Annotated in this window: 18 protein-coding genes and 1 pseudogene; 7 read left to right on the top strand and 12 right to left on the bottom strand. The window is 71.3% G+C overall.

Annotated features, from left to right (window positions below):
* Position 1 precedes the first annotated feature (1 nt).
* Complete coding sequence (locus tag LRS14_RS14440; protein WP_257799981.1) at positions 2-1003, bottom strand: questin oxidase family protein; 1002 nt, start codon at positions 1001-1003, stop codon at positions 2-4.
* Positions 1004-1084: 81 nt separating this feature from the next.
* Here LRS14_RS14440 and soxR point away from each other — a divergent pair, with 81 nt between their 5' ends.
* Positions 1085-1570, top strand: a complete 486-nt coding sequence (soxR, locus tag LRS14_RS14435; protein WP_046113375.1) for a redox-sensitive transcriptional activator SoxR — start codon at positions 1085-1087, stop codon at positions 1568-1570.
* On the opposite strand, the gene LRS14_RS14430 is transcribed toward soxR, so the two are convergent.
* The 6 genes from LRS14_RS14430 to LRS14_RS14405 form a co-directional block, all read right to left on the bottom strand.
* Positions 1557-2408, bottom strand: a complete 852-nt coding sequence (locus LRS14_RS14430; RefSeq protein ID WP_257799980.1) for a LytTR family DNA-binding domain-containing protein — start codon at positions 2406-2408, stop codon at positions 1557-1559. The genes soxR and LRS14_RS14430 overlap by 14 nt on opposite strands.
* Entirely contained in the window at positions 2405-3787 is a 1383-nt protein-coding gene (locus LRS14_RS14425; RefSeq protein WP_257799979.1) for a sensor histidine kinase, read from the bottom strand. Before LRS14_RS14425 ends, LRS14_RS14430 begins: the two co-directional genes overlap by 4 nt.
* A gap of 334 nt (positions 3788-4121) precedes the next feature.
* The gene (locus tag LRS14_RS14420; protein ID WP_046113373.1) at positions 4122-4697 is read right to left on the bottom strand and encodes a YceI family protein; all 576 of its coding nucleotides are present in this window, start codon (positions 4695-4697) and stop codon (positions 4122-4124) included.
* A gap of 53 nt (positions 4698-4750) precedes the next feature.
* A complete protein-coding gene (locus LRS14_RS14415) occupies positions 4751-5332 on the bottom strand; it encodes a YceI family protein (protein ID WP_257799978.1) in 582 nt (193 codons plus the stop codon).
* A gap of 12 nt (positions 5333-5344) precedes the next feature.
* Positions 5345-5890: a cytochrome b gene (locus LRS14_RS14410; protein WP_257799977.1), complete on the bottom strand. Its 546-nt coding sequence runs from the start codon at positions 5888-5890 to the stop codon at positions 5345-5347.
* A 59-nt stretch (positions 5891-5949) separates the two neighbouring features.
* Positions 5950-6843 (bottom strand): NUDIX hydrolase family protein, encoded by an 894-nt coding sequence (locus LRS14_RS14405; RefSeq protein ID WP_257799976.1) that lies wholly within the window; start codon positions 6841-6843, stop codon positions 5950-5952.
* Positions 6844-6962: 119 nt separating this feature from the next.
* Here LRS14_RS14405 and LRS14_RS14400 point away from each other — a divergent pair, with 119 nt between their 5' ends.
* Together LRS14_RS14400 and LRS14_RS14395 are read left to right on the top strand one after the other, a co-directional pair.
* The gene (locus tag LRS14_RS14400; protein WP_257799975.1) at positions 6963-7166 is read left to right on the top strand and encodes a hypothetical protein; all 204 of its coding nucleotides are present in this window, start codon (positions 6963-6965) and stop codon (positions 7164-7166) included.
* A gap of 119 nt (positions 7167-7285) precedes the next feature.
* Positions 7286-8149, top strand: a complete 864-nt coding sequence (locus LRS14_RS14395; protein ID WP_310740833.1) for a DMT family transporter — start codon at positions 7286-7288, stop codon at positions 8147-8149.
* Positions 8150-8169: 20 nt separating this feature from the next.
* Here LRS14_RS14395 and putA read toward each other — a convergent pair whose 3' ends face one another.
* The gene (gene putA, locus LRS14_RS14390; protein ID WP_257799973.1) at positions 8170-11910 is read right to left on the bottom strand and encodes a trifunctional transcriptional regulator/proline dehydrogenase/L-glutamate gamma-semialdehyde dehydrogenase; all 3741 of its coding nucleotides are present in this window, start codon (positions 11908-11910) and stop codon (positions 8170-8172) included.
* A gap of 119 nt (positions 11911-12029) precedes the next feature.
* Between putA and LRS14_RS14385 the strand changes: the two genes are divergently transcribed.
* Positions 12030-12959 (top strand): LysR family transcriptional regulator, encoded by a 930-nt coding sequence (locus tag LRS14_RS14385; RefSeq protein WP_046113368.1) that lies wholly within the window; start codon positions 12030-12032, stop codon positions 12957-12959.
* 24 nt (positions 12960-12983) lie between these two features.
* Here LRS14_RS14385 and LRS14_RS14380 read toward each other — a convergent pair whose 3' ends face one another.
* Together LRS14_RS14380 and LRS14_RS14375 are read right to left on the bottom strand one after the other, a co-directional pair.
* A complete protein-coding gene (locus tag LRS14_RS14380; RefSeq protein WP_257799972.1) occupies positions 12984-14159 on the bottom strand; it encodes a branched-chain amino acid ABC transporter substrate-binding protein in 1176 nt (391 codons plus the stop codon).
* Positions 14160-14210: 51 nt separating this feature from the next.
* Positions 14211-17776, bottom strand: a pseudogene (locus LRS14_RS14375) (indolepyruvate ferredoxin oxidoreductase family protein).
* Between the two features lie 176 nt (positions 17777-17952).
* On the opposite strand from LRS14_RS14375, the gene LRS14_RS14370 reads away from it, so the two are divergent.
* From LRS14_RS14370 to LRS14_RS14360, 3 genes are all read left to right on the top strand, one after another.
* Positions 17953-18507: an Lrp/AsnC family transcriptional regulator gene (locus tag LRS14_RS14370; protein ID WP_046113366.1), complete on the top strand. Its 555-nt coding sequence runs from the start codon at positions 17953-17955 to the stop codon at positions 18505-18507.
* Positions 18508-18538: 31 nt separating this feature from the next.
* Positions 18539-19414, top strand: coding sequence for an EamA family transporter (locus tag LRS14_RS14365; protein WP_257800485.1), 876 nt, complete (start codon positions 18539-18541; stop codon positions 19412-19414).
* Positions 19415-19557: 143 nt separating this feature from the next.
* Entirely contained in the window at positions 19558-19980 is a 423-nt protein-coding gene (locus LRS14_RS14360) for a globin domain-containing protein (RefSeq protein ID WP_046113364.1), read from the top strand.
* Positions 19981-19987: 7 nt separating this feature from the next.
* Here LRS14_RS14360 and LRS14_RS14355 read toward each other — a convergent pair whose 3' ends face one another.
* Both LRS14_RS14355 and LRS14_RS14350 read right to left on the bottom strand, forming a co-directional pair.
* The gene (locus LRS14_RS14355) at positions 19988-21163 is read right to left on the bottom strand and encodes a murein transglycosylase A (protein WP_257799970.1); all 1176 of its coding nucleotides are present in this window, start codon (positions 21161-21163) and stop codon (positions 19988-19990) included.
* Positions 21164-21650: 487 nt separating this feature from the next.
* Positions 21651-23762 (bottom strand): site-specific recombinase, encoded by a 2112-nt coding sequence (locus tag LRS14_RS14350; RefSeq protein WP_046113362.1) that lies wholly within the window; start codon positions 23760-23762, stop codon positions 21651-21653.

Genomic DNA, 23762 nt, shown 5'->3' with positions numbered 1-23762 from the left:
CTCAGCCGCCCACCGCGCGGCCCGCGGCCCAGCGGAACTCGGGCGCGCCCGTGGCCGCCTCGTGCAGCCGGCAGGCCTGCACCAGCTTGACCACGTGCTCGTCGTCGCTGGCGATGGCCCGCTGGATGATCTGCGGCCAGGCCAGGTCGGTGGCGCGCGCCGGCGGCAGTTCGGGCGGCACGTCGCTGGCGCGCAGCGCGGCCGCCGCGGCGATGCTGAAGTGCCGCATCGCCAGCGCCTCGTCGCCCCACCAGGGCTGCAGCTGCCGCATCGCCTGGCAGGCGGTGACCATGTGCAGCACGGTGAAGTCCTCAGTGGCGGCATAGAGGCCGGCGGCGGTGCGAGCCAGCGCGTCCAGCGTGCCGGGCTGCAGCAACAGGCGCGGCGCCACGTCGCCAAAGCCTTCGGTGCGCGACCAGGCCTGCATGCGGCGGGTGATGCTCCAGGCATCGGCATCGGCATGCTGCGGGCGCGGCAGCCACTGCACCTGCGCCAGCCAGTCGGCCAGCGGCAGGTCGGCGGCGGCCTGCTCGTTCGGTGCGGCCAGCGGCGCATGTCGGGCCGCCCAGTAGGCCAGGCCCATCGACAGCTCGCCTTCGTGTCGCGCCGCCACCGCATGCGCGGTGCGGATCAGGCCGTGGAAGGCCCCGCCGGCCACGCCATCCAGCAGCGCCGGCACGGTTTCGGCCAGCACCGTGTCGGGCTCTTCCTGCTGCAACCGCAGGGCGAACATTGCCTGCAGCGGCTCGAAGGCATCGCCCTGCCCGCGCAAGGCGTGCCAGCTGTGCGGCTCGGCGGCGGCCGCGGGCACCGGCCGGGCATGCAGCTCGGCGACGTGCTGCTGCGCGAAGTCATGCAGCCGCGGCGCCGTCGCGCCCAGCGCATGCAAAGCCTGCAGCGCCATCGGCAGGTGGGTGCTGAAGCCGGGGCCGTATTCGGGCGCCCGGTCCAGGCCGGCATCGAGCAGCCGGTACAGCATGCGGGTGGCGGCGGATTTGTCCATCGTGCGGGTCCGGTGATGAAGGAGGCGCCTACGATGGAAGTTGAAGTGAACTTCAAGTCAAGCACCGACAGGAGCCCCGACATGGCCACCCGCAGCATCCCGGCCGACACCACCCGCTGGCTGCCCATCGGCGAGCTGGCCCGGCGCGCCGGCATCGCCGCCAGCGCGCTGCGCTTCTACGAGGCGCAGGGCCTGATCGCCGGCGGCCGCAGCGCGGGCGGCCACCGGCAGTACCCGCGGCATGTGCTGCGGCGCGTGGCCTTCATCCGCGCCGCGCAGGCGGTGGGGCTGGAGCTGACGCAGATCCGCAAGGCACTGGCGGGCCTGCCCGAGGGCCGCACACCCACCAAGGCCGACTGGCAGCGGCTGGCCAGCGCCTGGCAGCCGCTGCTGGATGAACGCATCGCCGCGCTGCAGCGGCTGCGCAACCAGCTCGCGGGCTGCATCGGCTGCGGCTGCCTCTCGCTCAAGGCCTGCGCGCTGTACAACCCGCAGGACACCGCGGCCGCTCGCGGGCCTGGCGCACGCTACCTCGCCGGCGACAGGCCGCCGGTCACATCCCCTTGAAGAGGTGCGTGTAGCTGCGGCTGACTTCCAGCTTCTCCGGCCGGTCCTTGATGGCCACCAGCTGCCGGCCGCGGAAGTCGCGCGAGACGCCGGCGATGGCGTTCACGTTGACCAGCGTCGATCGGTGGATCTGCCAGAAGCGCTTGGGGTCCAGCTCGTCCACCAGCTCCTTGATGGGCTTGCGGATCAGCGCTTCCACCTGCGGCGTCTGCACCCGGGTGTACTTCTCGTCGCTGACGAAGAACAGCACCTCGTCCACCGGGATCATCTGGATGCTCTGGCCCACGCTGGCCTGGATCCACTGCAGGTAGCTGGGCGGCTGGCCCATCTGGGCGGCCAGGCGGTGCAGCAGCTGCTGCAGCGGCTGGGCGGCGCGGCTGGCGGAGGTGCTGCCAGCCGGGTCCGCGGTCGCCTCGTCGCCGCGGCGCTGCGCCAGCCGCTTGCGGATGCGCTCCACCGTCACCGCCAGCCGCTCGCGCTCGGCGGGCTTGAGCACGTAGTCGGCCACGCCTTGCTCGAAGGCCTCCACCGCGTATTCGTCGTAGGCGGTAATGAACACGATCTCGCAGCCGTCCCAGTCGTCGCCGGTGGGCAGCTGGGCGATCTGGCGGGCCGCGTCGACACCGGTCAGGCCGGGCATGCGGATGTCGAGGAACACGAGGTCGGGCCGGTGCTGCGCCACCAGCTCGACCGCTTCCTGGCCGTTGCGGGCCTCGGCCACGATCTCGAGCGCCGGCCACACCTCGGCCAGCCGGGCGCGCAGCTGCTCGCGCATCAGCCGCTCGTCATCGGCGATGACGCAGCGGACGAGTGTGGTCGAAGGGGCGGGAGTGCTCATGCGCGTGCTTCCTGCCCGTCGGCGCCGGTGCGTGCTGCATAGGGCACGGTGATCGTCACCACCGTGCCGCTGGGGGTGTTCTCCGCCACGGTGAGGCTGGCCTTGCCGCCGTACAGCAGCTGCAGCCGCTCGCGGATGTTGGCCAGGCCCACGCCGGTGCCGGCGGTGGCCGCCTTGCCGAAGCCCAGGCCGGTGTCGGCCACGGTGACGGCCAGCTTGCCATGCAGGATCTCGGCCCGCACGCTGAGCTGCCCGCCTTCGGGCTTGGGCTCCAGCCCGTGCTTGATCGCGTTTTCCACCAGGCCCTGGATCATCATGGGCGGAAACTCCGCCGAGTGCAGGCCCTCGGGCACGTCGATGACGGTCTGCAGGCGCTCTTCCATCCGTACCTTGAGGATCTCGAGGTAGGGCCGTATCACCGCCAGCTCGCGGCCCAGCTCGCGCACGCCGCCGGTGCTGGCCTCGCGCATCGTCGGCATGCTGGCGCGCAGCAGCGCGATCAGGTTCTTCTGCATGCGGCTGGCGCGCGAGGGATCGGTCTCGATCAGGTGGTCGATGGAGGCCAGCGTGTTGAACAGGAAGTGCGGCTCCACCTGCGCCTGCATGGCGGCCATGCGCGCCTCCACCACCTGGCGCTTCAACGATTCCGCCTCGGCCACCTCGGTGGCCTGCGCGGCCTTGGTCTCGGCCTGCAGGCGGCCGCTGTAGGTGATCTTGATGATGGCCGACGCGATGATCCACAGCACCGCCAGGTCGGTGAGAAAGCCGCCCACCTGCACCGTGCGCGTGCGGGTGCCGGGCGAAGGCTCGTCGGCCGCCTCCTGCGCCGCGTCGGTGGCCTCGCGGATGGCGTCGGCAATCTCGCGGCTGGCTTCCTCGATGGCTTCGCGCACCGCCTCGCCGTTGGCACCCTCGGGCACCGAGGCGTTGACGGCCGGCAGCCGCGCCACGATGGCATCGGCGGCCGCCCGGGCGGCGTCTGCCGCCGACGCGGCGCTGGCGGCTGATGCAGCCGATGCCGCCTCGGCCGCGCGCCGCTGCACCCGCACGCCGTCGGCGCCGATGGTGATGTCCACCGTCGGCTCGCTGGCGTTGCCGGGCTTTTCGATGCGCACGCGCGGCATCGGCGGTGGCGCCGGCGGCTTGGGCACGCTGGGGCCGCGCTCCACCTCCTCGGTGATGCGCCAGCTGAACGGCGGTAGCCGCTGCACGATGCTGACCAGCACCAGCAGCAGCACGGACAGCACCGCAAAGCGCTTCCAGCTGATGCTGACCAGCCAGGCGGCATAGGACCGGAAGGCCGGCACCCACGCCGCTACCCAGCCTTGCCAGGTACCGGGCTTGCCGATGGATGTCGCTCGGAAATCTTGGGCGGACATGAGGCACTGACGGAATGTCGATGCCTCACTGTACGCAGTGGCCTGCAGTCCACGCGCGGGGCGCGCGACACACTGCAGGCGGGTGGGCACAGGCGGTCGCCTGGCCCGACCGGTGGCGTGTCGTTACTGGATGCCCTGGAATGCAACCAGGAACAGAAGCACGACAACCATGGCCATTTGTACGGCTCGCTGTTGGTTCATAGTGCGGGTTCTCCCTAATGACCTGCAGCCTACAGGCATTGAGTGACCGGCACCACCACCCTCTTGAGCCGAAGCTGTAACAAGATTTGTGCAGCGCAGCACGCAGGCCGGTCGAGGGCCTGCGATTGTTGTTTTATTGCTTCACCGCTTCCACCTGCACCACCAGGCGCATGGTGTCGCTGAAGCCGTAGTTCAGGCCGTAGTTGACGCCGAACAGGCTGCGGGTGATGGTGGTTTCGAAGTCGCCGCCGCACACCTCGCGCTTGAGCATCGGGTTCTGGTAGCAGTTGAACTTGTTGGCCTTCAGCGTCACCGGCTGGGTCTTGCCCAGCAGCGTCAGGGTGCCGGCCACTTCGGTGACCTTGTCGCCGCTGAAGGTGAACTTGTCGCCCACGAACTTGGCGGTCGGGAATTCGGCCGTGTTCAGGATGTCCTTGCTCTGCAGGTGCTTGTCGAAGGCGGCGGTGCCGCTGTTGACCGAGGTGGTGTCGATGGTGATTTCCACCTTGCCGGTCTTGGCGGCGCGGTCGAAGCTGACGGTGCCTTCCTTCTTGTCGAAGCGCGCGCGGTTGGTCGAGGTGCCGAAGTGGTCGATCTCGAAGGTGACGAAGGTGTGCGTCGGGTCCACCGCGTAGTCGGCGGCATGCGCCGGAACGGCAAAGGCGGCAGCCAGGGCGAGGGCGGCGAGGGTCGTGGTCTTCTTGATCATGGGGCAGTCCTGTGGGGGTTGCAGGGCGGGTTGGGAGGAATCAGTCGGGGGAATCAGAGCGCGCCGATGCCGGTGAGTTGCAGCTTGAACTTCACCTGCACGTCGTTGGCCACCATCGAGGTGTCGGCCCATTCGCCTTCGCCGATCTTGAAGTCGGCGCGCTTGAGCACGAAGCCGCCGGTGGCGGTGGTGGCGCCGCCGGCCTGCGTGAGCACCACCGGCACGGTCATGTCGCGCACGTTGCCCTTGATGTTGAGCTTGCCGGTCACGTCGAACTTGCCGGGGCCGGTGGCCTTCACCCCGGTGGAGGTGAAGCTGGCCTGCGGGAACTTGGCGACGTTGAACCACAGCGGCTTGACCACCTCGGCCTCGCTCTCGGGCGCGCCCAGGTTGATGCTGGCCAGGTCGATGGACAGGGCGATGCGCGCCGTCTCGGGCTTCTTCGGGTCGAAGTCCACCTGGGCGTCGAACTTGCGGAACTTGCCGTCCACCGGCACGCCCATCTGGCGGCTGGTGAACTGGATCTCGCTCTGCGCGGGCACCAGCTTGGCGGGTTGGGCCCAGGCCGGCGCGGCGGCCACCAGGGCGGCGGCCAGCAACGGGCCGGTGAGTAAGGAAGCGGCAGGAAACGTCATGGTGGTGAACCTTCAGGAGCGGCCGGGCAGCATGCGGCGCAGCAGGCCGTCGCGGTCGATGAAATGGTGTTTGAGGGCGCCGGCCACGTGCAGCAGCACCAGCGCGGCGAGGGTGTAGGCGAGCCAGGCGTGCCAGGGCTTGATGGCCGCGGCCAGCGCCTTGTCCACCGGCACGAAATCTGGCAGCGGCAGCAGGCCGAACACCACGATAGGAAAGCCCGCGGCCGAGCTGTAGGCCCAGCCCACCAGCGGCACCGCGAAGAACAGCAGGTACAGCAGCTGGTGCGTGGCATGCGCCGCGCGCTGCTGCCAGCGGGGCATCGGCAGGTCGGGCGGCGGCCGGTGCGTCAGCCGCCACAGCAGCCGCAGCGCCGACAGCGCGAGGATGACGACCCCCGCCCACTTGTGCCAGTTGTAGAGCTTGAGCCGCTGCGGCGAGAACGGCATGCCGGTCATCGCATAGCCCACGACCAGGCTGCCCAGGATGAGCAGGGCCAACAGCCAGTGCAGCAGCATGGCCGGCGCGGTGTAACGGTGGGAGAAATGGGCGGTCGACATGGAGCGGCAGTGTGCCCAGCGCCGGTCGGAGGCCGGTTCAGCAGGCTTCACGTCTCGCTTCAGATGGTTTGAATGGCCGGTGGTTCCCACCACAGGTGCGCGGCGGCCTGCGCCTGGGCCTGGAGCACCGGTTCCGGCAGCAGCCGGTGGCGCAGGCAGAAGTCCAGCGTCACCAGCGCCGCATCCACCGTCATGTCGCCCGCCTGCGCCACAGCGGCGGCCTCGGCCACCGGCACGCAGTGAAAGCCGGCGACCTCGCCGTCCTGGTTGCACGGCTCCAGGCCGGGCGGCAACTGCAGGTCGAAAGCGAACAGGTGCTCGAACTGCAGGCCTTCGGGCACGTCGCGCGCCAGCCGCATCACCCGGCCGCGGCGGGCCGCCTGCATCACTTCAGCACCCAGGCCTGCTTCCTCCCAGCCTTCGCGTACAAGCGTTTCGAATGGTGTCTGGTCCAGCGGCACGCCGCCGCCCACGAGGTTGTCGAGCAGCCCGGGGTCGGTGGGCTTGGTGGCGCTGCGCCGGCCCAGCCACAGATGGGTAGGCCGGCCTTGTGGATCGGCCAGGTAGCCGTTGGCGTGCGCGCCGAGCGTCAGCGTGCCCCAGAAGCGCGCGGCGGCGCGCTCGATGACGGCCAACGGCGGTGCGTCGGCCGGCCCGGCCGGGTCCGTCACCGGCAGCCACTCGTGCCGCCAGCCGCGCACCCAGCCCTGGGCCTGCAGCCGCAGGTTGAGCGGCGTGAACCAGGCCGTGGCCTGCTCGGCATTTGCCAGCGCCGCCGGCGCATGCAGGCCGTCGGCTGCCAGATGCAGCGCGGGGTCCAGCGCCTGCAGACCGGGCAACAGCGCGCTGGCCACGCTGCCCACCCGGCGGCCGGCAAGGAAGAAGGGCTGGCGCGGCAGGCGGCGCATGCGGGCTTGGGCGATGCAAGGCCAGGGGCGGAGGGCGTCGGTCACGGCCGGATGGTAGGCGGCCCGCCAAGCGCCGGGATGGCGTCTGACACGCGCCGCCGCCGGGCGCCGACTGCGCGGGCGCGGCGCGCTTCGTACATTGAAATCAACCCCAGGAGCCCACCATGCACCGCCGCCGCCGCCACCCCTCTGCCAGCCAATGCCCCCAGAACCACAAGGCGCCGCCCGGATTCCGGCTGTCGGTGGCCACCTTCGCGGCCGGCATCGCTGCTGCGCTGGTGATGATCGGTGCCAATGCCGACGAGTCGCACGCTGCAGCGCCGCAGGAGATCGGCACCGCGCATGTTGCGCTGACCATCGGGCGCTGACCCGCGCCCCCGGTCGGTTACTGCCCGGGCAGCTCCGGGTAAACCATGAAGGCGGGTGACAATCCGCCCATGCCTCCTTGCAGTTTGGCGGGCCGGCCTTGAGCCCGGTCCAGCGGCCCTTGCAGGCCATATGTTTCGTCGTCCTGGCCGTGGCCTGCTTCGCAGGCCTGGATACCGGCACCAAGATGGTCAGCGCCACCGTGCCGGTGGTGATGGCGGTGTGGTTCCGCTACCTGTTCCAGGCCCTGGCCACCGCGCTGGCCATGTTGCCCCGCCGCGGCATGCGGCTGCTGCACACCCGCCAGCCGGGGTTGCAGGTGGCCCGCGGCGCGCTGCTCACTGCGTCCAGCGTGTTCTCGTACCTCAGCCTGATGCACATGCCGATCGGCGAATTCACCGCCATCGTCATGCTGACGCCGCTGATCATCACCCTGATGGCCGCCACCTCGCTGGGCGAGCGCATCTCGCCGCTGCGCTGGCTGTGCGTGGCCGGCGGCTTCATCGGCGCCATCACCGTCATACGCCCCGGCACCGAGGTGTTCAGCCTCGCCAGCCTGATGCCGCTGGGCCTGGTGGCCACGAACGCGGCCTACCAGGTGCTGACCAGCCGGCTGGCCCGCACCGAGGAAGCATCGACCATGCACTTCTACACCGGCTGCGTGGGTGCCGGGCTGCTGACGGTGCTGCTGCCCTTCGTGTGGACGGCGCTGTCGCCGGCGGTGTGGCTGGCACTGATCGGCATGGGCCTGTGCAGCACGCTGGGCCATTACCTGCTGATCCTGGCGTACGGCAAGGCGCCGGTGGCCGTGCTGACGCCCTACCTGTACCTGCAGATCGTGTTCGCGACGCTGGCCGGCTGGCTGGCCTTCGCGCACATGCCGGATGGCTGGGCCATCACCGGCATCCTGACCATCGGCGTGTGCGGTGCCTTCGGCACCTGGCTGACGGCGCGGGACAAGGCGCGGGTGGCGGTGGCGGCCTGACGCGACCGCGCCCGGACTGATCAGTCCAGCGTCATCAGGCTGGCATTGCCGCCCGCCGCGGCGGTGTTGATCGACACGCTGCGTTCCAGCAGCAGGCGTTCCAGTGCGAAGACGCCGGGCCGGTGCTGGCCGGGTGCGGCCACCTGCAGGCCAACGATGGCGCCTTCCCGCTGGGCCAGCGCCCGGCTGGCGGCACGGGCAGCCTCGGCGTCGCCGTGCAGCAGCATCGCGTCGATGGGGGCGACGGTGGCCGCCTGCGTCCAATCCCCCGGCACCGTGCTGACCCGGCCGCGCAGCGCGGCGGGCAGGGTTTCCAGCGCCTGCCGGCTGGCCGCGCCCTCCACCCACACGGCCGACGAACCCGCGGCCAGCACATGCGCCAGCTGGCACAGCAGGTCGTCGGCATCGCCCGTCGCGGCCACGCACAGCACCGCATGGCGCGGCAGAAGCCGGTAGACGTTGCGCTCGCCGGTGGGCCCCGGCAGCAGCGCCTGCATGCCGACGGGTGACTGACGGGCGAGCGCCTCGCACAGCGCGCCCAGCCACGGCGCCGATGGCCGGCTGGCGGCCAGCGCCTGCAGCGGCGCCTGCAGCACCGCACGGGCGCCGGGTTCCAGCACCGGCAGCGGCGACTGCACCGGCCCGGCCACCAGCCGGCGCAGGTACAGGGGCCCGCCGGCCTTGGGCCCGGTGCCGGACAGGCCTTCGCCGCCGAACGGCTGCACGCCCACCACGGCGCCCACGATGTTGCGGTTGACGTAGTGGTTGCCGGCCTGCACCCGCTCCGTCACCAGCGCAATGGTCTCGTCGATGCGGGTGTGCAGGCCCAGCGTCAGGCCGTAGCCGCTGGCGTTGATCTCATCGATCAGCGCCGGCAGCGCCTCGCGCCGGTAGCGCAGCACGTGCAGCACCGGGCCGAACACCTCGCGCTGCAGCTCGGCCAGCGCGCCGATCTCGATCACCGCCGGCGGCACGAAGCTGCCACGCGCCAGTTGCTGCGCATCGCCGGCCAGCCGCTGCACCGCGCGGCCGCGCTGCTGGAAGGCGGCGATGTGACGCTCGATGCCCTCGCGGGCGTCCTCGTCGATCACCGGGCCGACGTCGGTGCTCAGTTCGTCAGGCCGGGCCAGCTTCAGCTCGCGCAGCGCGCCGTGCAGCATGGTCAGCACATGGTCGGCCACGTCGTCCTGCAGGCACAGCACGCGCAAAGCGGAGCAGCGCTGGCCGGCGCTGTCGAAGGCGGAGGTCACCACGTCGGCCACCACCTGCTCGGCCAGCGCGGAGGAGTCCACGATCATCGCGTTCTGCCCGCCGGTCTCGGCGATCAGCAGCGGCGGCTGGCCGCGCTCATCCAGCCGACCGGCCAGGCTGCGCTGCAGCAGCCGCGCCACCTCGGTGGAGCCGGTGAACATCACGCCGCGGATGCGCTCCTCGGCCACCAGCGCGGCGCCCACGGTCTCGCCGCGGCCGGGCAGCAGCTGCAGCGCGCCGCCGGGTACGCCGGCCGCATGTAGCAGCGCCACCGCCTGCGCGGCGATCAGCGGCGTCTGCTCTGCCGGCTTGGCCAGCACGGTGTTGCCGGCGGCCAGTGCCGCGGCCACCTGGCCGGTGAAGATGGCCAGCGGGAAATTCCAGGGGCTGATGCAGACGATGGGGCCCAGCGGGCGGGTGTCGTTCGTGAGCTCCGCGCGGGCCTGGGCCGCGTAGTAGCGCAGGAAGTCCACCGCCTCGCGCACCTCGCCGATGGCGTTGCCCAGCGTCTTGCCGGCCTCGCGCACGATCAGGCCGAGCAGCGGCTGCATCTGCGCTTCCATGGTGTCGGCGGCACGTTCCAGCAGCGCGGCGCGGTCAGCCGGTGGCGTGGCGGCCCAAGCGGGCGCGGCGGCCACCGCGGCGGACACGGCGTCGCGGGCGTCGTCGGCCGTGGCTTCGATCACCTCGCCCACGACGTCGCGGCGGTCGGCGGGGTTGGTCACGGGCTGCGCCTCGCCGGCTTCGCGCGGTTGCCCGTCGACCAGCGGCACCGCGCGCCAGGCCGCGCCAGGCCGCAGCAGCGCACCGGCCAGCGAGGCCAGCCGATGCTCGTTGGACAGGTCGATGCCCGCGCTGTTGGCACGCGCCGGCCCGAACAGCTCGCGCGGCAGCACGATGCCGGGATGCGGCAGGCCGGCCTGGCCCTCGGCGGCGGCCGCGGCGTCCACCACCGCCACCGGGTCGGCCACCAGCTGCTCGATCGGCACGGCCTCGTCGGCGATGCGGTTGACGAAGGAGCTGTTGGCGCCGTTCTCCAGCAGCCGGCGCACCAGGTAGGCCAGCAGCGTCTCGTGCGTGCCCACCGGTGCGTAGATGCGGCAGGGCCGGGCCAGGCCGCCTTCGGCGCGCGCGCCCACCACCTGGGCGTACAAGGGCTCGCCCATGCCGTGCAGGCACTGGAACTCGTACTGGCCGGCGTAGTAGTTCTGGCCGGCCAGGTGGTAGATGGCCGCCAGGGTGTGCGCGTTGTGCGTGGCGAATTGCGGGTACACCGCCTCGGGCGCGGCCAGCAGCTTGCGGGCGCAGGCCAGGTAGCTCACGTCGGTGTGCACCTTGCGCGTGTACACCGGGTAGCCCTCCAGGCCGTCGACCTGGGCGCGCTTGATCTCGCTGTCCCAGTAGGCGCCCTTGACCAGCCGCACCATCAGCCGCCGCCGCGTGCGGCGGGCCAGGTCGATCACGAAATCCAGCACATGCGGGCAGCGCTTCTGGTAGGCCTGCACCACGAAGCCGATGCCGTGCCAGCCTTCCAGGCCGGGGTCGGCGCACAGCTGCTCCAGCAGGTCGAGCGAGAGCTCCAGTCGGTCGGCCTCCTCGGCGTCGATGTTGAGGCCGACGTCATGGCTGCGCGCCAGCAGCGCCAGCTTCAGCAGCCGCGGATACAGCTCGGTGAGCGTGCGACCGACCTGCGCGCGGCTGTAGCGCGGGTGCAGCGCCGACAGCTTGATGGAGATGCCCGGCCCTTCGTAGATGCCGCGCCCGGCCGACGCACGGCCGATGGCATGGATGGCCGCCTCGTAAGAAGCGAGGTAGCGCTGGGCATCGGCCTCGGTCAGCGCGGCTTCGCCCAGCATGTCGTACGAATAGCGGAAGCCCTCGGCCTCGCGCCGACGGGCGTTCGACAACGCCTCGTCGATCGTCTGGCCGGTGACGAACTGCTCGCCCATCAGGCGCATGGCCATGTCCACGCCCTTGCGGATCAGCGGCTCGCCGCTCTTGGCCACCACGCGGGCCAGCGCGCTGGCCAGGCCGGTCTCGGTGTGGGTGGTGACCAGCTTGCCGGTGACCACCAGGCCCCAGGTGGCTGCATTGACGAACAGCGAGCCGCTGCGGCCCAGGTGCGCGGCCCAGTTGCCGTCGCCGATCTTGTCGCGGATGAGCGCATCGCGCGTGGCGGCGTCAGGGATGCGCAGCAGCGCCTCGGCCAGGCACATCAGCGCCACGCCTTCCTGCGACGACAGCGAGAACTCCTGCACCAGGCCCTGCACCAGGCCTTCCCGCCCGCCGGCGGCCTTGCGCTCGCGCAGCCGTGTGGCCAGCTGGCCGGCCAGCGCCTGCACCGCGGCCGCCTGGCCGGCCGGCAACCGGGCCTGCTCCAGCAGCACCGCCACCGCCTCCGGCTCCGGCCGGCGATAGGCAGACGTGATCGCCGCGCGCAGCACGCTCTGCGGGCGCAGCTGGGAGGCGAATTCGGCGAAAGGACGGACGGTGACTTCAGCGGTGTGCATGGTGCTTCCTGGGTGTGCGGCCACTATAGGAATCGCCCCGGGCCAAGGCAACGGTCGGGCCAGACGGCTTGCCGATGCAGCCATAGGCAAAAGTGCTGGCTGCCGCCGATACTGGTGCGATGGACCTGCGACAGCTCAAGTACTTCACCCGCATCGTGGAGCTGGAAAGCCTGACGGCGGCCGCGCAATCGCTGCACGTGGCGCAGCCTTCGCTGAGCCAGCATGTGGCCAAGCTGGAGGCGGTGCTGGGCGTGAAGCTGCTGGAGCGCGGCGCCCGCGGCGTGCGCAGCACGGCCGCCGGCCAGCGCCTGTACGAGCAGGCCAAGGCCCTGCTGCGGCAGGCGCAGGAGGTGGCGGCGCACGTGCGCCAGGAAGCGGCGGGCGACGTGGTGGGCCTGGTGCGGCTGGGCCTGCCGGCCAGCACCTCGCGCCGGGTGGCGGTGGCACTGCTGCGGGCGCTGCGGCAGGCGCATCCGGGCGTCACGCTGGAGATCGTCGAGGGCTCCACCGCCTACATCGCCGAGATGGTGCAGCGTCATCTGCTGGACCTGGGCGTGACGGTGCAGGCCGCCGATGCGGGCCGCATCGACAGCCTGCCGCTGGTGACCGAGGAACTGCTGCTGGTGGGTCCGCCCGGCAGCGCGCTGGCCGGGCCCGTGGCGGTGGAGCAGCTGTGCACCCTGCCGCTGCTGCTGCCGGCCTTCCCGAATGCCATCCGCGTGCGCATCGAGCAGCTGTGCAACGCCGCCGGCCTGCGCTACCAGCTGGTGGCCGAAAGCGCCGCCGCACCGGTGATGACTGCCGCCGCGCAAGCCGGCCTGGCCTGGACGATCCTGCCCTGGTCGGCGGTGGAGCGCGAGGATCCGGCCAGCCTCACCTGCCTGCCCATCGCCGGCCGGGCCTTCATGCGAACGCTGGCGGTGTGCACCGCGCCGTCTGCCACCGGCCAGCCGGCCTGTGAAGCCGTGAAGGGGCAACTGGCCGCGGTGGTGTCGCAGATGGTGGCCGGCGGCGACTGGCGGCATGCCGAAGTGCCGGGGCGGCGGTGATTCAGCAGGCGCGCGGTCGGGCGCTCAGTACGACGTCACCGCGCTCGGCTGCCCGCCCTTGAACGTGAACACCGTCACCGGCGACGACTTCAGGTCGCGCTTGTCGTCGAAGGCATAGGTGCCGGCGGCGCCCTTGTAGCTGCCCTTCTGCAGGGCCTCGGCCACCTTGGCGGGATCGGCGCTGCCCGCGCTCTGCATGGCTTGGGCCATGAGGTGCACGGCGTCGTAGAAGTTCACCGCATAGGTCAGCGGATCGCGTTGGCCGTTGGCAGCGCGGTAGGCGGCCACGAAGGCCTGGCCTTCGGCCGCGCGCTGGATCATCGCGCCGCCCTGGGTGCACCAGACGTTCTCGCCGACGGCGTCGCCGCCGGCCAGCTTGGCGGTCTCGCTGGAGCACAGGCCGTCGCCGCCCAGCAGCCGGGCGGTGATGCCGAGCTGCTTCATCTGCCGCGCCATCGGGCCGGCCTGGGCCGAATAGCCGCCGAAGAAGATGGCGTCGGGCTTGGCCGCCTTGATGCTGGTAAGCACCGGCGTGAAGTCGGTGGCCTGGCCCGAGACGTATTCGGTCTTCACCACTTCCAGGCCGTTGGCCTTGCCGGCCGCGCTGAACTCCTGCGCCAGGCCCTGCCCGTAGGCGCTGCGGTCGTCGATCACGGCCACGCGCTTGACCTTCAGTTCCTTGGCGGCGTACACGGCCATCTTCACGCCCAGCGCGGTGTCGGCCGCGCCCACGCGGAACAGCCGCGAGAAACCCTGCTGCGTGATCTTCGGGTTGGACGACACGGTGGCCACCACCACGCCGGCCTGGTCGTACACACGCGATGCCGGCATCGTCACGCCCGAGTTGTACGGGCCGACGACGAAGCGCACGCCGCCGTCCACCAGCTTCTGTGCCACGGCCACGCCCTGCCGCGGGTCGGCCTGGTCGTCTTCGGCCTTGAGCACCAGGCGCAGCGGCCGGCCGCCCACGCTGGGCTTGCGGGCATTGACCTCGTCCACCGCCAGCTTGGCGCCGGCCAGATTGTCCTGCCCGTTGCCGCTCTGCGGTCCGGACAAGGGGCTGCTGAGGCCGATCGGCACCACCAGTTCCTGCGCCTGGGCCGTGGCCCAGGGCGAGGACGACAACACGGCGGTGGCCACGGCGGCTTTCAGGGAGATCGACAGGGCCGCACGGCAGGCGGCGTTCAGGCAAAGAGGCATCGTCAAGGGTCGAAATGAAGACTGCGGTTCAGGAAAGGAAGGAGAGCGGCTTCAAGCCACCCGCCGTGCCGCCGACTGGCCGGCGCGCCACTGCGCCATCAGCCCCTCCCACTTCGGCCGCGCGGTGGCCAGGTGGCGGGCCTTCACATGGCCATAGCCGCGGATGTCCTCGGGGATGCTGGCGATCTCCACCGCCAGCGGCAGGCGCTCGGCGCTCAGGCCCTGCAGCAGCTCGTCGATGCAGGCCTTGTAGTCGACGATCAACGCGCGCTCCATGCGGCGCTCCTCGGTGCGGCCGAACACGTCGAAGGCGGTGCCGCGCAGGCCCTTGAACTTGGCCAGCACGCCGAAGGCCTTGTGCATCCACGGGCCGAAGGGGCGCTTGACCAGCTCGCCGCGTTCGTTGGTCTTGGCCGTCATCGGCGGGGCCAGGTGGTGCACCAGCTTGTAGTCGCCCTCGAACATGGAGGCGATCTTCTCGTCGAAGCCGGTCTGCGTGTGCAGCCGCGCCACCTCGTACTCGTCCTTGTAGGCCATCAGCTTGAACAGGTAGCGCGCCACGGCCTCCGAAAGCCGCGTGCCGCCCAGCGCGGCCTCGGCCTTGCGCACCTTTTCGACGAAGGCGCGGTACTGCTCGGCATAGGCCGCGTCCTGGTAGTCGGTGAGGAAGGTCACGCGCTTGCCCACCAGCTCGTCGATCGACGGCTTCTTCACGAACTGGATCACCTGCGCGGCCTTGAACAGCGCCTGCACCGCGGCCAGGTCGTGGGCGCAGCGGCGGCCCCACTCGAACGCCGCCTTGTTGTTGTCCACCTGCACGTTGTTCAGCTCGATGGCGCGCATCAGCGCGGCATGGCTCAGCGGCACGCGGCCCTTCTGCCAGGCGTAGCCCAGCATCAGCGGGTTGGTGTAGATCGAGTCGCCGATCAGCTGCACCGCCACCTGCTCGGCATCGAAGGCACCCAGCTCGCCGGGGCCGACGGACTTGGCCAGCGTCGTCTCGCAATGGCCGGCCGGGAACTGCCAGTCGGGGTTCTGCACGAAGGCCGCGGTGGGCGCGCCGTGGGTGTTCATCGCCACGAAGGTGCGGCCCGGCTTGAGCACCGCCATCGTGGCCTTGTTGGCGCCGACGATGGGGTCGCAGGCGATCACCAGGTCGGCCTTGGCGGTGTCCACCTTGGTGGTGAAGATGGCGTCGGCGCGGTTGGCGATCTGGATGTGGCTCCATGTGGCGCCACCCTTCTGCGCCAGGCCGGCCGCGTCCTGCGTGACCACGCCCTTGCCTTCCAGGTGGGCGGCCATGCCCAGCAGCTGGCCGATGGTGATGACACCGGTGCCGCCCACGCCGGCTACCACGATGCCCCAAGCCTGCTCGGCCAGCGGCAGCGCGGGTTCGGGCAGCGGCGGCAGGGTGCTCAGGTCGCCCTTCTTCTCTTTTTCGGCTTCTTCAGCGTGCCGCCTTCCACCGTGACGAAGCTGGGGCAGAAGCCCTTCAGGCACGAATAGTCCTTGTTGCAGCTGTTCTGGTTGATGCGGCGCTTGCGGCCGAACTCGGTTTCCACCGGCTCCACGCTCAGGCAGTTGCTCTGCACGCTGCAGTCGCCGCAGCCCTCGCACACCAGCTCGTTGATCACCACCGTCTTGTCGGGCGTGGCCAGCTTGCCGCGCTTGCGGCGGCGGCGCTTCTCGGTGGCGCAGGTCTGGTCGTAGATGATGGCGGTGGTGCCCTTCAGCTCGCGGAACTGGCGCTGGAGGGTGTCCAGCTCGTCGCGGTGGTGCACCGTCACGCCGGGCAGCAGGCTCACGCCGTCGTACTTCTGCGGCTCGTCGCTGACGACTACGGTCCTGGCCACGCCCTCGGCGTCCAGGCTCTTCATGATCTGCAGCACCGAGTGGCCCTCGGGCCGCTCGCCCACCTGCTGGCCGCCGGTCATGGCCACCGCGTCGTTGTAGAGGATCTTGTAGGTGATGTTCACGCCCGAGGCGATGCTCTGGCGGATGGCCAGCAGCCCGCTGTGGAAGTAGGTGCCGTCGCCCAGGTTGGCGAACACGTGTGCATCGGTGGTGAACGGCGCCTGGCCGGTCCAGGCCACGCCCTCGCCGCCCATCTGGCTGAAGGTGACGGTGCTGCGGTCCATCCAGGTGGCCATGTAGTGGCAGCCGATGCCGGCCAGCGCGCGGCTGCCTTCGGGCACGCGGGTGCTGGTGTTGTGCGGGCAGCCCGAGCAGAACCACGGCGCGCGGTCGCCGGTGCTGGCGGTGTCCACCGTCAGCAGCGTGCGTTCGGCGGCCTCGATCACGGCCAGGCGCGCATCCATGCGGGCGGTGATGTCCGCCGGCACGCCCAGCTTCTTCAGCCGCTTGGCAATCGCCTTGGCGATGATGGCGGGCGTGAGGTCGGCCTTGGCGCGCAGCAGCCAGTTCTCGCTGGGGTTGGGCATGGCCCATTCGCCGCCGGTGAGGTCGCCCTCCGGCTCGTCGAACTTGCCCAGCACGTTGGGCCGCACGTCGGCGCGCCAGTTGTACAGCTCTTCCTTCAGCTGGTATTCGATGACCTGGCGCTTCTCCTCCACCACCAGGATCTCCTGCAGGCCCTGCGCGAAGTCGCGGGTGATGGTGGCTTCCAGCGGCCACACCACGTTGACCTTGTGCAGCCGCACGCCCAGCGCGCGGCAGGTGTCGTCGTCCAGGCCCAGGTCGGCCAGCGCCTGGCGGGTGTCGTTGTAGGCCTTGCCGCTGGCGATCAGGCCGAAGCGGTCGTTCGGACCGGCGATCACGTTGTAGTTCAGCTTGTTGGCCCGCACGTAGGCCAGCGCGGCGTACCACTTGTAGTCCATCAGCCGCGCTTCCTGCTCCAGCGGCGCGTCGGGCCAGCGGATGTGCAGGCCGCCGGGCGGCATGGTGAAGTCCTCGGGCAGCACGATGCGCACGCGGTCGGGGTCGACCGAGACAGAGGCCGACGACTCCACCACCTCCTGGATGGTCTTCATGCCCGACCACACGCCGGAGAAGCGGCTCATCGCGAAGGCATGCAGGCCCATGTCCAGGATGTCCTGCACGCTGGACGGGAAGAACACCGGCAGGCCGCAGGCCTTGAAGATGTGGTCGCTCTGGTGCGGCGCGGTGCTGCTCTTGCTGATGTGGTCGTCGCCCGCGATGGCGATGACGCCGCCGTGCTTGGAGGTGCCGGCCATGTTGGCGTGCTTGAACACGTCGGAGCAGCGGTCCACGCCCGGGCCCTTGCCGTACCAGATGCCGAACACGCCGTCGAACTTGCGGCTCCCGGGGAACAGGTCGAGCTGCTGCGTGCCCCACACCGCGGTGGCGCCCAGTTCTTCATTGACGCCGGGCTGGAACACGATGTGGTGCTCGGCCAGGTGCTTGCGCGCGGCCCACAGCGCCTGGTCATAGCCACCCAGCGGCGAGCCGCGGTAGCCGCTGATGAAGCCCGCGGTGTTCAGGCCGGCGGACAGGTCGCGCGCGCGCTGCAGCATGGGCAGCCGCACCAGCGCCTGCACGCCGCTCATGAAGGCCCGGCCACTGGCCAGCGCGTACTTGTCGTCGAGGCTGACGGTCTCGAGGGCGCGGCGGACCGACTCGGGCAGGGGTGCATTCATGCGGCAGGACTCCAGTGGCGACGGCTTGGCTTGAAGGCACTGCCCGGCTCGTGACCCGGCACACCCCCGTATGGCTGCCAGTGTAGATTTCACGGCCCGCGAAGTCTTTTCGTTGTTTGCTCGGCTACCATGGTTTTGAGCAAGCTTCTTTCGCCAACTGCCTCTTGCGCAGCCAAATGCCATCGCGAATCGCCAAATCAGGGAAAACCCCAGCAGCCGCCGAGACCACCGCCCCGGAGCCGGAGAAGCACGGCAGCGGCCTCGACCGCTACGACGTCGCCATCCTCGAAGCGCTGCAGCGCGACGCCCGGCTGTCCAACGCCGAACTGGCCTCGCGCATCGGCCTGTCGGCCGCGCCCACCTGGCGCCGGGTGAAGTGGCTGGAGGCGCAGGGCTACATCACCGGCTACCGGGCCGAGCTGGACCGCCGGCGCATCGGCCTGGGCGTGCTGGCCTTCGTGCGGGTGGACACGGAGCGCAGCAGCGGTGCGGCCACCAAGCAGCTGGAACAGGCGCTGCGCGAGCTGCCTGAGGTCACCGCCTGCCACTACATCAGCGGCGCCGGCACCTTCGAGCTGCAGGTGATGGCGGCCGACCTGGATGCGTTCTCGCGCTTTGCCACCGACACGCTGCTCAACCTGCCCAATGTGAAGGACATCCACACCAGCTTCTCGCTGGGTGAGGTGAAGTCGGGCGCGGCGCTGCCGCTGGCCCACCTGAAGAAGACCTAGGGACGCCATGCCGACCGAAGTACGACGCGGCCTGCCGCTGATGCACCTGCTGCTCGCCCTGGCCGTGGTGGCCGTGTGGGGCACCAACTTCGTCATCATCAAGCAGGCGCTGGTGCGCATGCCGCCACTGCTGCTGGGCACGCTGCGCTTCGTGTTCGCGGTGCTGCCGGCGGTGTTCTTCCTGCCGCGGCCCAACGTGCCGTGGAAGCAGCTGGCGGCGTATGGCGTGCTGATCGGCGCCGGGCAGTTCGGGCTGCTGTTCATCGCGATGCGCGCCGACATCACGCCCGGCCTGGCCTCGCTGGTGGTGCAGACGCAGGTGTTCTTCACCATCGGCATGGCGATGTTCATCCACCGCGAGCGGCTGCGCGGCTTCCAGTGGCTGGCGCTGCTGCTGGCCGCCGGCGGGCTGGGCGTAATCGCCGCGCACACCGATGCCCACACCACGCTGCTGGGCCTGGCGCTGGTGCTGGGCGCGGCGCTGTGCTGGTCGGCCGGCAACCTGGTGGCCAAGGCCGCCGGCCCGGTGAACATGCTGGCCTACGTGGTGTGGGCCAGCCTTTTCTCGGTGCCGCCGCTGCTGGTGCTGTCGCTGGTGGTGGAAGGCCCGGCGCTCATTGCCCACAGCCTGCGCCATGCCGATGCGGTGGCCTGGGGCGCCGTGCTGTGGCAGTCGGTGGGCAACACCCTGTTCGGCTACGTGGCCTGGGCCTGGCTGCTGGCGCGCCATCCGGCGGCCACGGTGTCGCCGATGGCGCTGCTGGTGCCGCTGTTCGGCATGGGCGCCTCGGCGCTGGTGCTGGGCGAGCCGCTGCAGGGCTGGAAGCTGGGCGCGGCCGCGCTGGTGATGGGCGGGCTGGCGCTCAACCTGCTGGGGCCGCGGCTGCTGGGCCGGCGCGCGGCTTGACCGGCCGGGCACTGTCATCGGCCTGTCGCGCGGGCGCTTCAGGCTGGTGACCATTCACCCGCCGCACCGGCCCGGGGCGGCACTGCGCTTGCATGAAAACCCCGGCGGCGCCAGGCCGCGCACCTTTTCGGGAGCCCCTTGCCATGAACGACTACACGATCCAGCTGGTCAACGAAAGCTTCGATCTCGTGGAGCCGATGGCTCCGCAGGCGGCGGCGCTGTTCAGGCAGAACCTGTCGCAGGTCTCCCCCACCCTGCGCACGCTGCTCGACGAGGGTGCCGACGTGCCCGGCGAGCGGCTGGTGATGGCCGTGGGCCAGGCGGTGCGCCAGCTGCGCGAACCGCAGGAATTGCTGCCCGCGGTGCAGGGGCTGGGCCAGCGCCACGCCGGCCTGATGGGCCTGCGCGACGAGGACTACGACGCCGTGGGCGGCGCGTTGCTCAAGACGCTGGAACAGGGCCTGGGCCCGGCCTTCGATGAAGAAACGCGCGCCGCCTGGATCGACGTCTACGGCGCGATGGCCGGGATCATGAAGCAGGTGGGGCGCGACCGCCTCCCGTCCTGAGCCCGGCCTACTTTGGCGCCAGCGCCCACATGCGCAGGCGCTGCTTCATGCGGCCGGCCTGCTGCTCGGCGATCTCGCCGGGGCCCCAGAAGTAGTCGGCCCGCACCGCGCCCACGATGGCGGTGCCGGTGTCCTGCGCCAGCACCAGCCGGCGCAGCGGCGTGTTGGACAGCGGCTCCGTCGTGTCCAGCCACACCGGGGTGCCGTAGGGCACGCTGCGCGGGTCGACCGCGATCGAGCGTTCGGGCGTCAGCGGCACGCCCTGCGCGCCGCGCGGGCCGGCGGTGGGGTCGGGCAACGGCTCCTCGCGGAAGAACACCGTGCGCGGGTTGCTCCACAGCATCTCGTTCACACGGCGCGGATTGCGCCGCGCCCAGTCGCGGATGGCGGGCCACGAGGCGGTGTCGGCGGTCAGCTCGCGCTGCTCGATCAGCCAGCGACCGACCGACTTGTAGGGCTGGTCGTTGTGGCCGGCAAAGGCCACCCGCACCGTCTGCAACCGGCCGTCGGGCTCGGTGATGCGCAGCCGGCCGGAACCCTGGATCTGCAGGACAAGCGCATCCAGCGGATCGGCCACGTAGGCGATCTCGCGGCCCTTGAGCGCCGCCTGCGCGGCCGGCAGGGTGTCGATCTGCTGCCGCGTGAACCAGGGCTTGCGCTGCTGCAGGTCGGCCGGCGCGCGGTGCAGCGGCACCTTGAAGGCACCGCGCGGCAGGCGGCTGGCCTCGACCAGCGGCTCGAAGTAGCCGGTGATCAAGCCTTCGGGGTCGGGGCGGTCCAGCGCCTCGATGCGGTAGGGCTGCAGGCGCTGCATGAACCACTGGCGGGTGCCATGGTCGTCGGCGGGCGTGCTGAACACGGCCTCGGCGCACAGGCGGCTCCAGCCCGGCGCCGGGCGCTCGCAGCCGCGCAGGAAGGCGCTCCAGGCCTCGGCGGCGCGGTCGGCGTCCCAGCCGGGCAGCTCAGCCCAGGTCACGGGAATCCAGCGGGAGGCGGCGCGGTCGATGGTGCCGGGCGGCAGGCCGGGCGGCCCGGGCACCGAAGGCGCGGTGGCTGCGGGCGGCGTGAGTGGCGGCGGCGCGGCGGCTTCGTCGTCGGGCAGCGGCGTGGTGGAGCAGGCGGCCAGCACGGCGGCGGCGCACGTGGCCAGGGCGGCGCGCAGGGTTCGGTAAGCTCGCTGCATGTGGCTACTCTTGCTGGAAGCGCTCGGAGCGCTGGCGATTCTCATCTTCATCGTCTGGTGGACCATGTTCTCCGGCCGCCGCAAGGGCGAGCGCCGCGACGACGAGTAGGCTCGGCCGGTGGGATGTCCGCCCCTCGCCCGGCGGGTACGCCGGGCGGTCCCCGAGGGGACGCCGGCCGGCTTGGGGCGGCCCGGCGCTCGGCAGGCGGGATGTCCGCCCCTCGCCCGGCGGGTACGCCGGTCGGTCCCCCGAGGGGACGCCGGCCGGCTTGGGGCGGCCCGGCGCTCGGCAGGCGGGATGTCCGCCCCTCGCCCGGCGGGTACGCCGGTCGGTCCCCCGAGGGGACGCCGACCGGCTTGGGGCGGCCCGGCGCTCGGCCGGTGGAATGTCCGCCCCTCGCCCGGCGGGTACGCCGGTCGGTCCCCCGAGGGGACGCCGGCCGGCTTGGGGCGGCCCGGCGCTCGGCCGGTGGGGTGGGGCCATCCGTCACTTCGGTGGCACCAGGAAGCTCATCGGCTGCCGCAGCAGCCGCTGCCGGATGGCTGCGTGGATGTGCTTGCGCTCGCGCACGCGGATGCCGCGCGAGCGCATCGCCACCTTGAAAGCCAGCCAGAAGCTCACCGTCACGTTGAGCATGCCGGTGAGCACGATGCCGGCGATGCACCACCAGAAGGCCGCGGTCTGCAGCAGGCCCAGGCCGTGCGCGCCCACCGCCGCCGCCAGCTGGCCGGTGGACAGCGTGACGTGCCGCACCTCGATGGGCAGGCCGAAGAACGCGAACACCACCGGCACCACGCCCAGCATCATGCCCAGCGACACATTCGCCGCCAGGCCCGAGATGTTGTTGCGCCACCAGATGGCCCAGCGCCGCGCCCGCGCCGCGCCCAGCCGCGCCACGATGCGCGGGTTCCAGGCAATGGCGCCGTCCAGCCGGTGGAAGACGAACCAGTTCTCGGTCCAGCCCGCGATCAACGAACTGGCGAACAGCAGCACGCCAGTGAACGCGGCATACAGCGGCGTGGGCCCCAGCAGGGTGATGGCATGCAGCACATGGTCGGCCTCCGCCGGGCCCACCAGCGGCCGGCCGAAGGCCGCCTGGCAGATGAACTGCACCGCCAGCACCACCGGTGCGCACACCGCCAGGTTCCCCACGATGCCCGCCACCTGCGAACGGATCAGGTGCGCCACCTGGTCGACGAAACCTTCCACCGCCGCCACGTCGTCCGCCTGGCCGGTGGTGCCGGCGGCCTCGCGCACCTCGGCCAGCTTGGCGGCCATGGCGGGCGCCGTCATCGCCGGCTGCTTGGTGGCCACCGTCCAGTGCAGCAGCATGATGAGCACGAAGCTGGCGGCATAGTTGGCGCCGGCCCAGAAGCCGCCCCAGAAGGCCGACAGCCCCAGCGCCGCCACGCCGAACTTGGCGTAGGTGGTGCCCGCGATCACCAGGCCGCCGCCGCCGGCGCGGCGCAGCATGTCGGCGTACTGCGCGCGGGTGCGGGTGATGTAGTGGTCGCCGGTCTCGGCGCTCCGCTCGGCCACCTGCCGCGCCAGCTGGGAGTAGTGCCGCGCCATCAGGTTGCGTACGCCGCGGCGCTGGCCGGCCACCTGCACCAGCGTCACCAGCAGGTGGCGCACGTCGGCTGCTGGCTGCTCCGACAGCACGCAGCCCAGCAGCTGGTCCACCCGGTGGCAGCGCTCATGCAGCTGGTCGATCTCGAAGACGATGTCCACCGAGACGCCGAACTCCTCCAGGTGGTCGACGATGCTGTCGGTCGCCCGGCGGCAGGCGTCCAGCAGCGCGCGAAGGTACACGGTGGCCTGCAGCGCCACCTCGCGCTCGCCCGACAGCACCGCGCTGCGCACCTGCTCGGCCGCCAGCGGCAGCTGCCGGAAGGGCTCGGAGACCAGCAGCGCGCGGCTCATGCGCTGGCGCAGCGGCGGCGAGAAGCCCGCCGCCTGCACCGCGCTCACCAGGATGGAGATGGCGTCCAGCAGCGTCTGCCGCCACTGCTGCGGCCGCGCACCGGCCGAGCCGGTGGCCTCCTCCAGCGGCGGCGGCGTGGCCAACTCCACCGCGGGCTGCTGCTGCGGCACCACCAGCGCGGCCACGCGGCCCAGCGTCTCCTCGTCCAGCTGGGCGAGCCAGGTGGCATCGCCGCCGCGGAACAGCAGCGGGAACAGGCTGGCCAGGTCGTGCGTGGCCGGCGAGCCAGGCAGCACCTCGGCGCGCAGGCGCTGCCACAGCTCGCTGCCCAGCGCCCGGCGGCTGGAGAAGCCGAAGTCGGCCATCAGCGCCACGGCGTCGATCTCGCGCCAGAAGGCGTGGAACATGCCCTGCACCTGCACGCGGTGCTCTGGGCTTTGCTCCAGCACCCGCAGCAAGTGGCGCAGCCGCAGCACCGCCATCGGCGTGACGCGCTCGGGCCGGGCCGTGGCGGCGTCGGTGCCCACGGCGACTTCCCGGCGGGTGGGAACGTGGCGCAGCCATTCCATCAGCCGCACCATCCACATGTGGCGCTCGGGCTGCGCGGCCCGTGCATCGGCGCCGTTGAGCAGCGCCGTCAGGTCCCAGGCGATCGTGGGTTTGGCAGCCGGCAC

The sequence above is a fragment of the Aquincola sp. J276 genome, assembly GCF_024700035.1.
GTDB lineage: Bacteria > Pseudomonadota > Gammaproteobacteria > Burkholderiales > Burkholderiaceae_C > Aquincola > Aquincola tertiaricarbonis.
This window is presented reverse-complemented; position numbering and strand designations above follow the sequence as displayed.

Coding starts and splice junctions, on each gene's coding strand:
- LRS14_RS14440 (WP_257799981.1), bottom strand. CDS start 1,003: ATGGACAAATCCGCCGCCACCCGCATGCTGTACCGGCTGCTCGATGCC.
- soxR (WP_046113375.1), top strand. CDS start 1,085: ATGGCCACCCGCAGCATCCCGGCCGACACCACCCGCTGGCTGCCCATC.
- LRS14_RS14430 (WP_257799980.1), bottom strand. CDS start 2,408: ATGAGCACTCCCGCCCCTTCGACCACACTCGTCCGCTGCGTCATCGCC.
- LRS14_RS14425 (WP_257799979.1), bottom strand. CDS start 3,787: ATGTCCGCCCAAGATTTCCGAGCGACATCCATCGGCAAGCCCGGTACC.
- LRS14_RS14420 (WP_046113373.1), bottom strand. CDS start 4,697: ATGATCAAGAAGACCACGACCCTCGCCGCCCTCGCCCTGGCTGCCGCC.
- LRS14_RS14415 (WP_257799978.1), bottom strand. CDS start 5,332: ATGACGTTTCCTGCCGCTTCCTTACTCACCGGCCCGTTGCTGGCCGCC.
- LRS14_RS14410 (WP_257799977.1), bottom strand. CDS start 5,890: ATGTCGACCGCCCATTTCTCCCACCGTTACACCGCGCCGGCCATGCTG.
- LRS14_RS14400 (WP_257799975.1), top strand. CDS start 6,963: ATGCACCGCCGCCGCCGCCACCCCTCTGCCAGCCAATGCCCCCAGAAC.
- putA (WP_257799973.1), bottom strand. CDS start 11,910: ATGCACACCGCTGAAGTCACCGTCCGTCCTTTCGCCGAATTCGCCTCC.
- LRS14_RS14385 (WP_046113368.1), top strand. CDS start 12,030: ATGGACCTGCGACAGCTCAAGTACTTCACCCGCATCGTGGAGCTGGAA.
- LRS14_RS14380 (WP_257799972.1), bottom strand. CDS start 14,159: ATGCCTCTTTGCCTGAACGCCGCCTGCCGTGCGGCCCTGTCGATCTCC.
- LRS14_RS14370 (WP_046113366.1), top strand. CDS start 17,953: ATGCCATCGCGAATCGCCAAATCAGGGAAAACCCCAGCAGCCGCCGAG.
- LRS14_RS14360 (WP_046113364.1), top strand. CDS start 19,558: ATGAACGACTACACGATCCAGCTGGTCAACGAAAGCTTCGATCTCGTG.
- LRS14_RS14355 (WP_257799970.1), bottom strand. CDS start 21,163: ATGCAGCGAGCTTACCGAACCCTGCGCGCCGCCCTGGCCACGTGCGCC.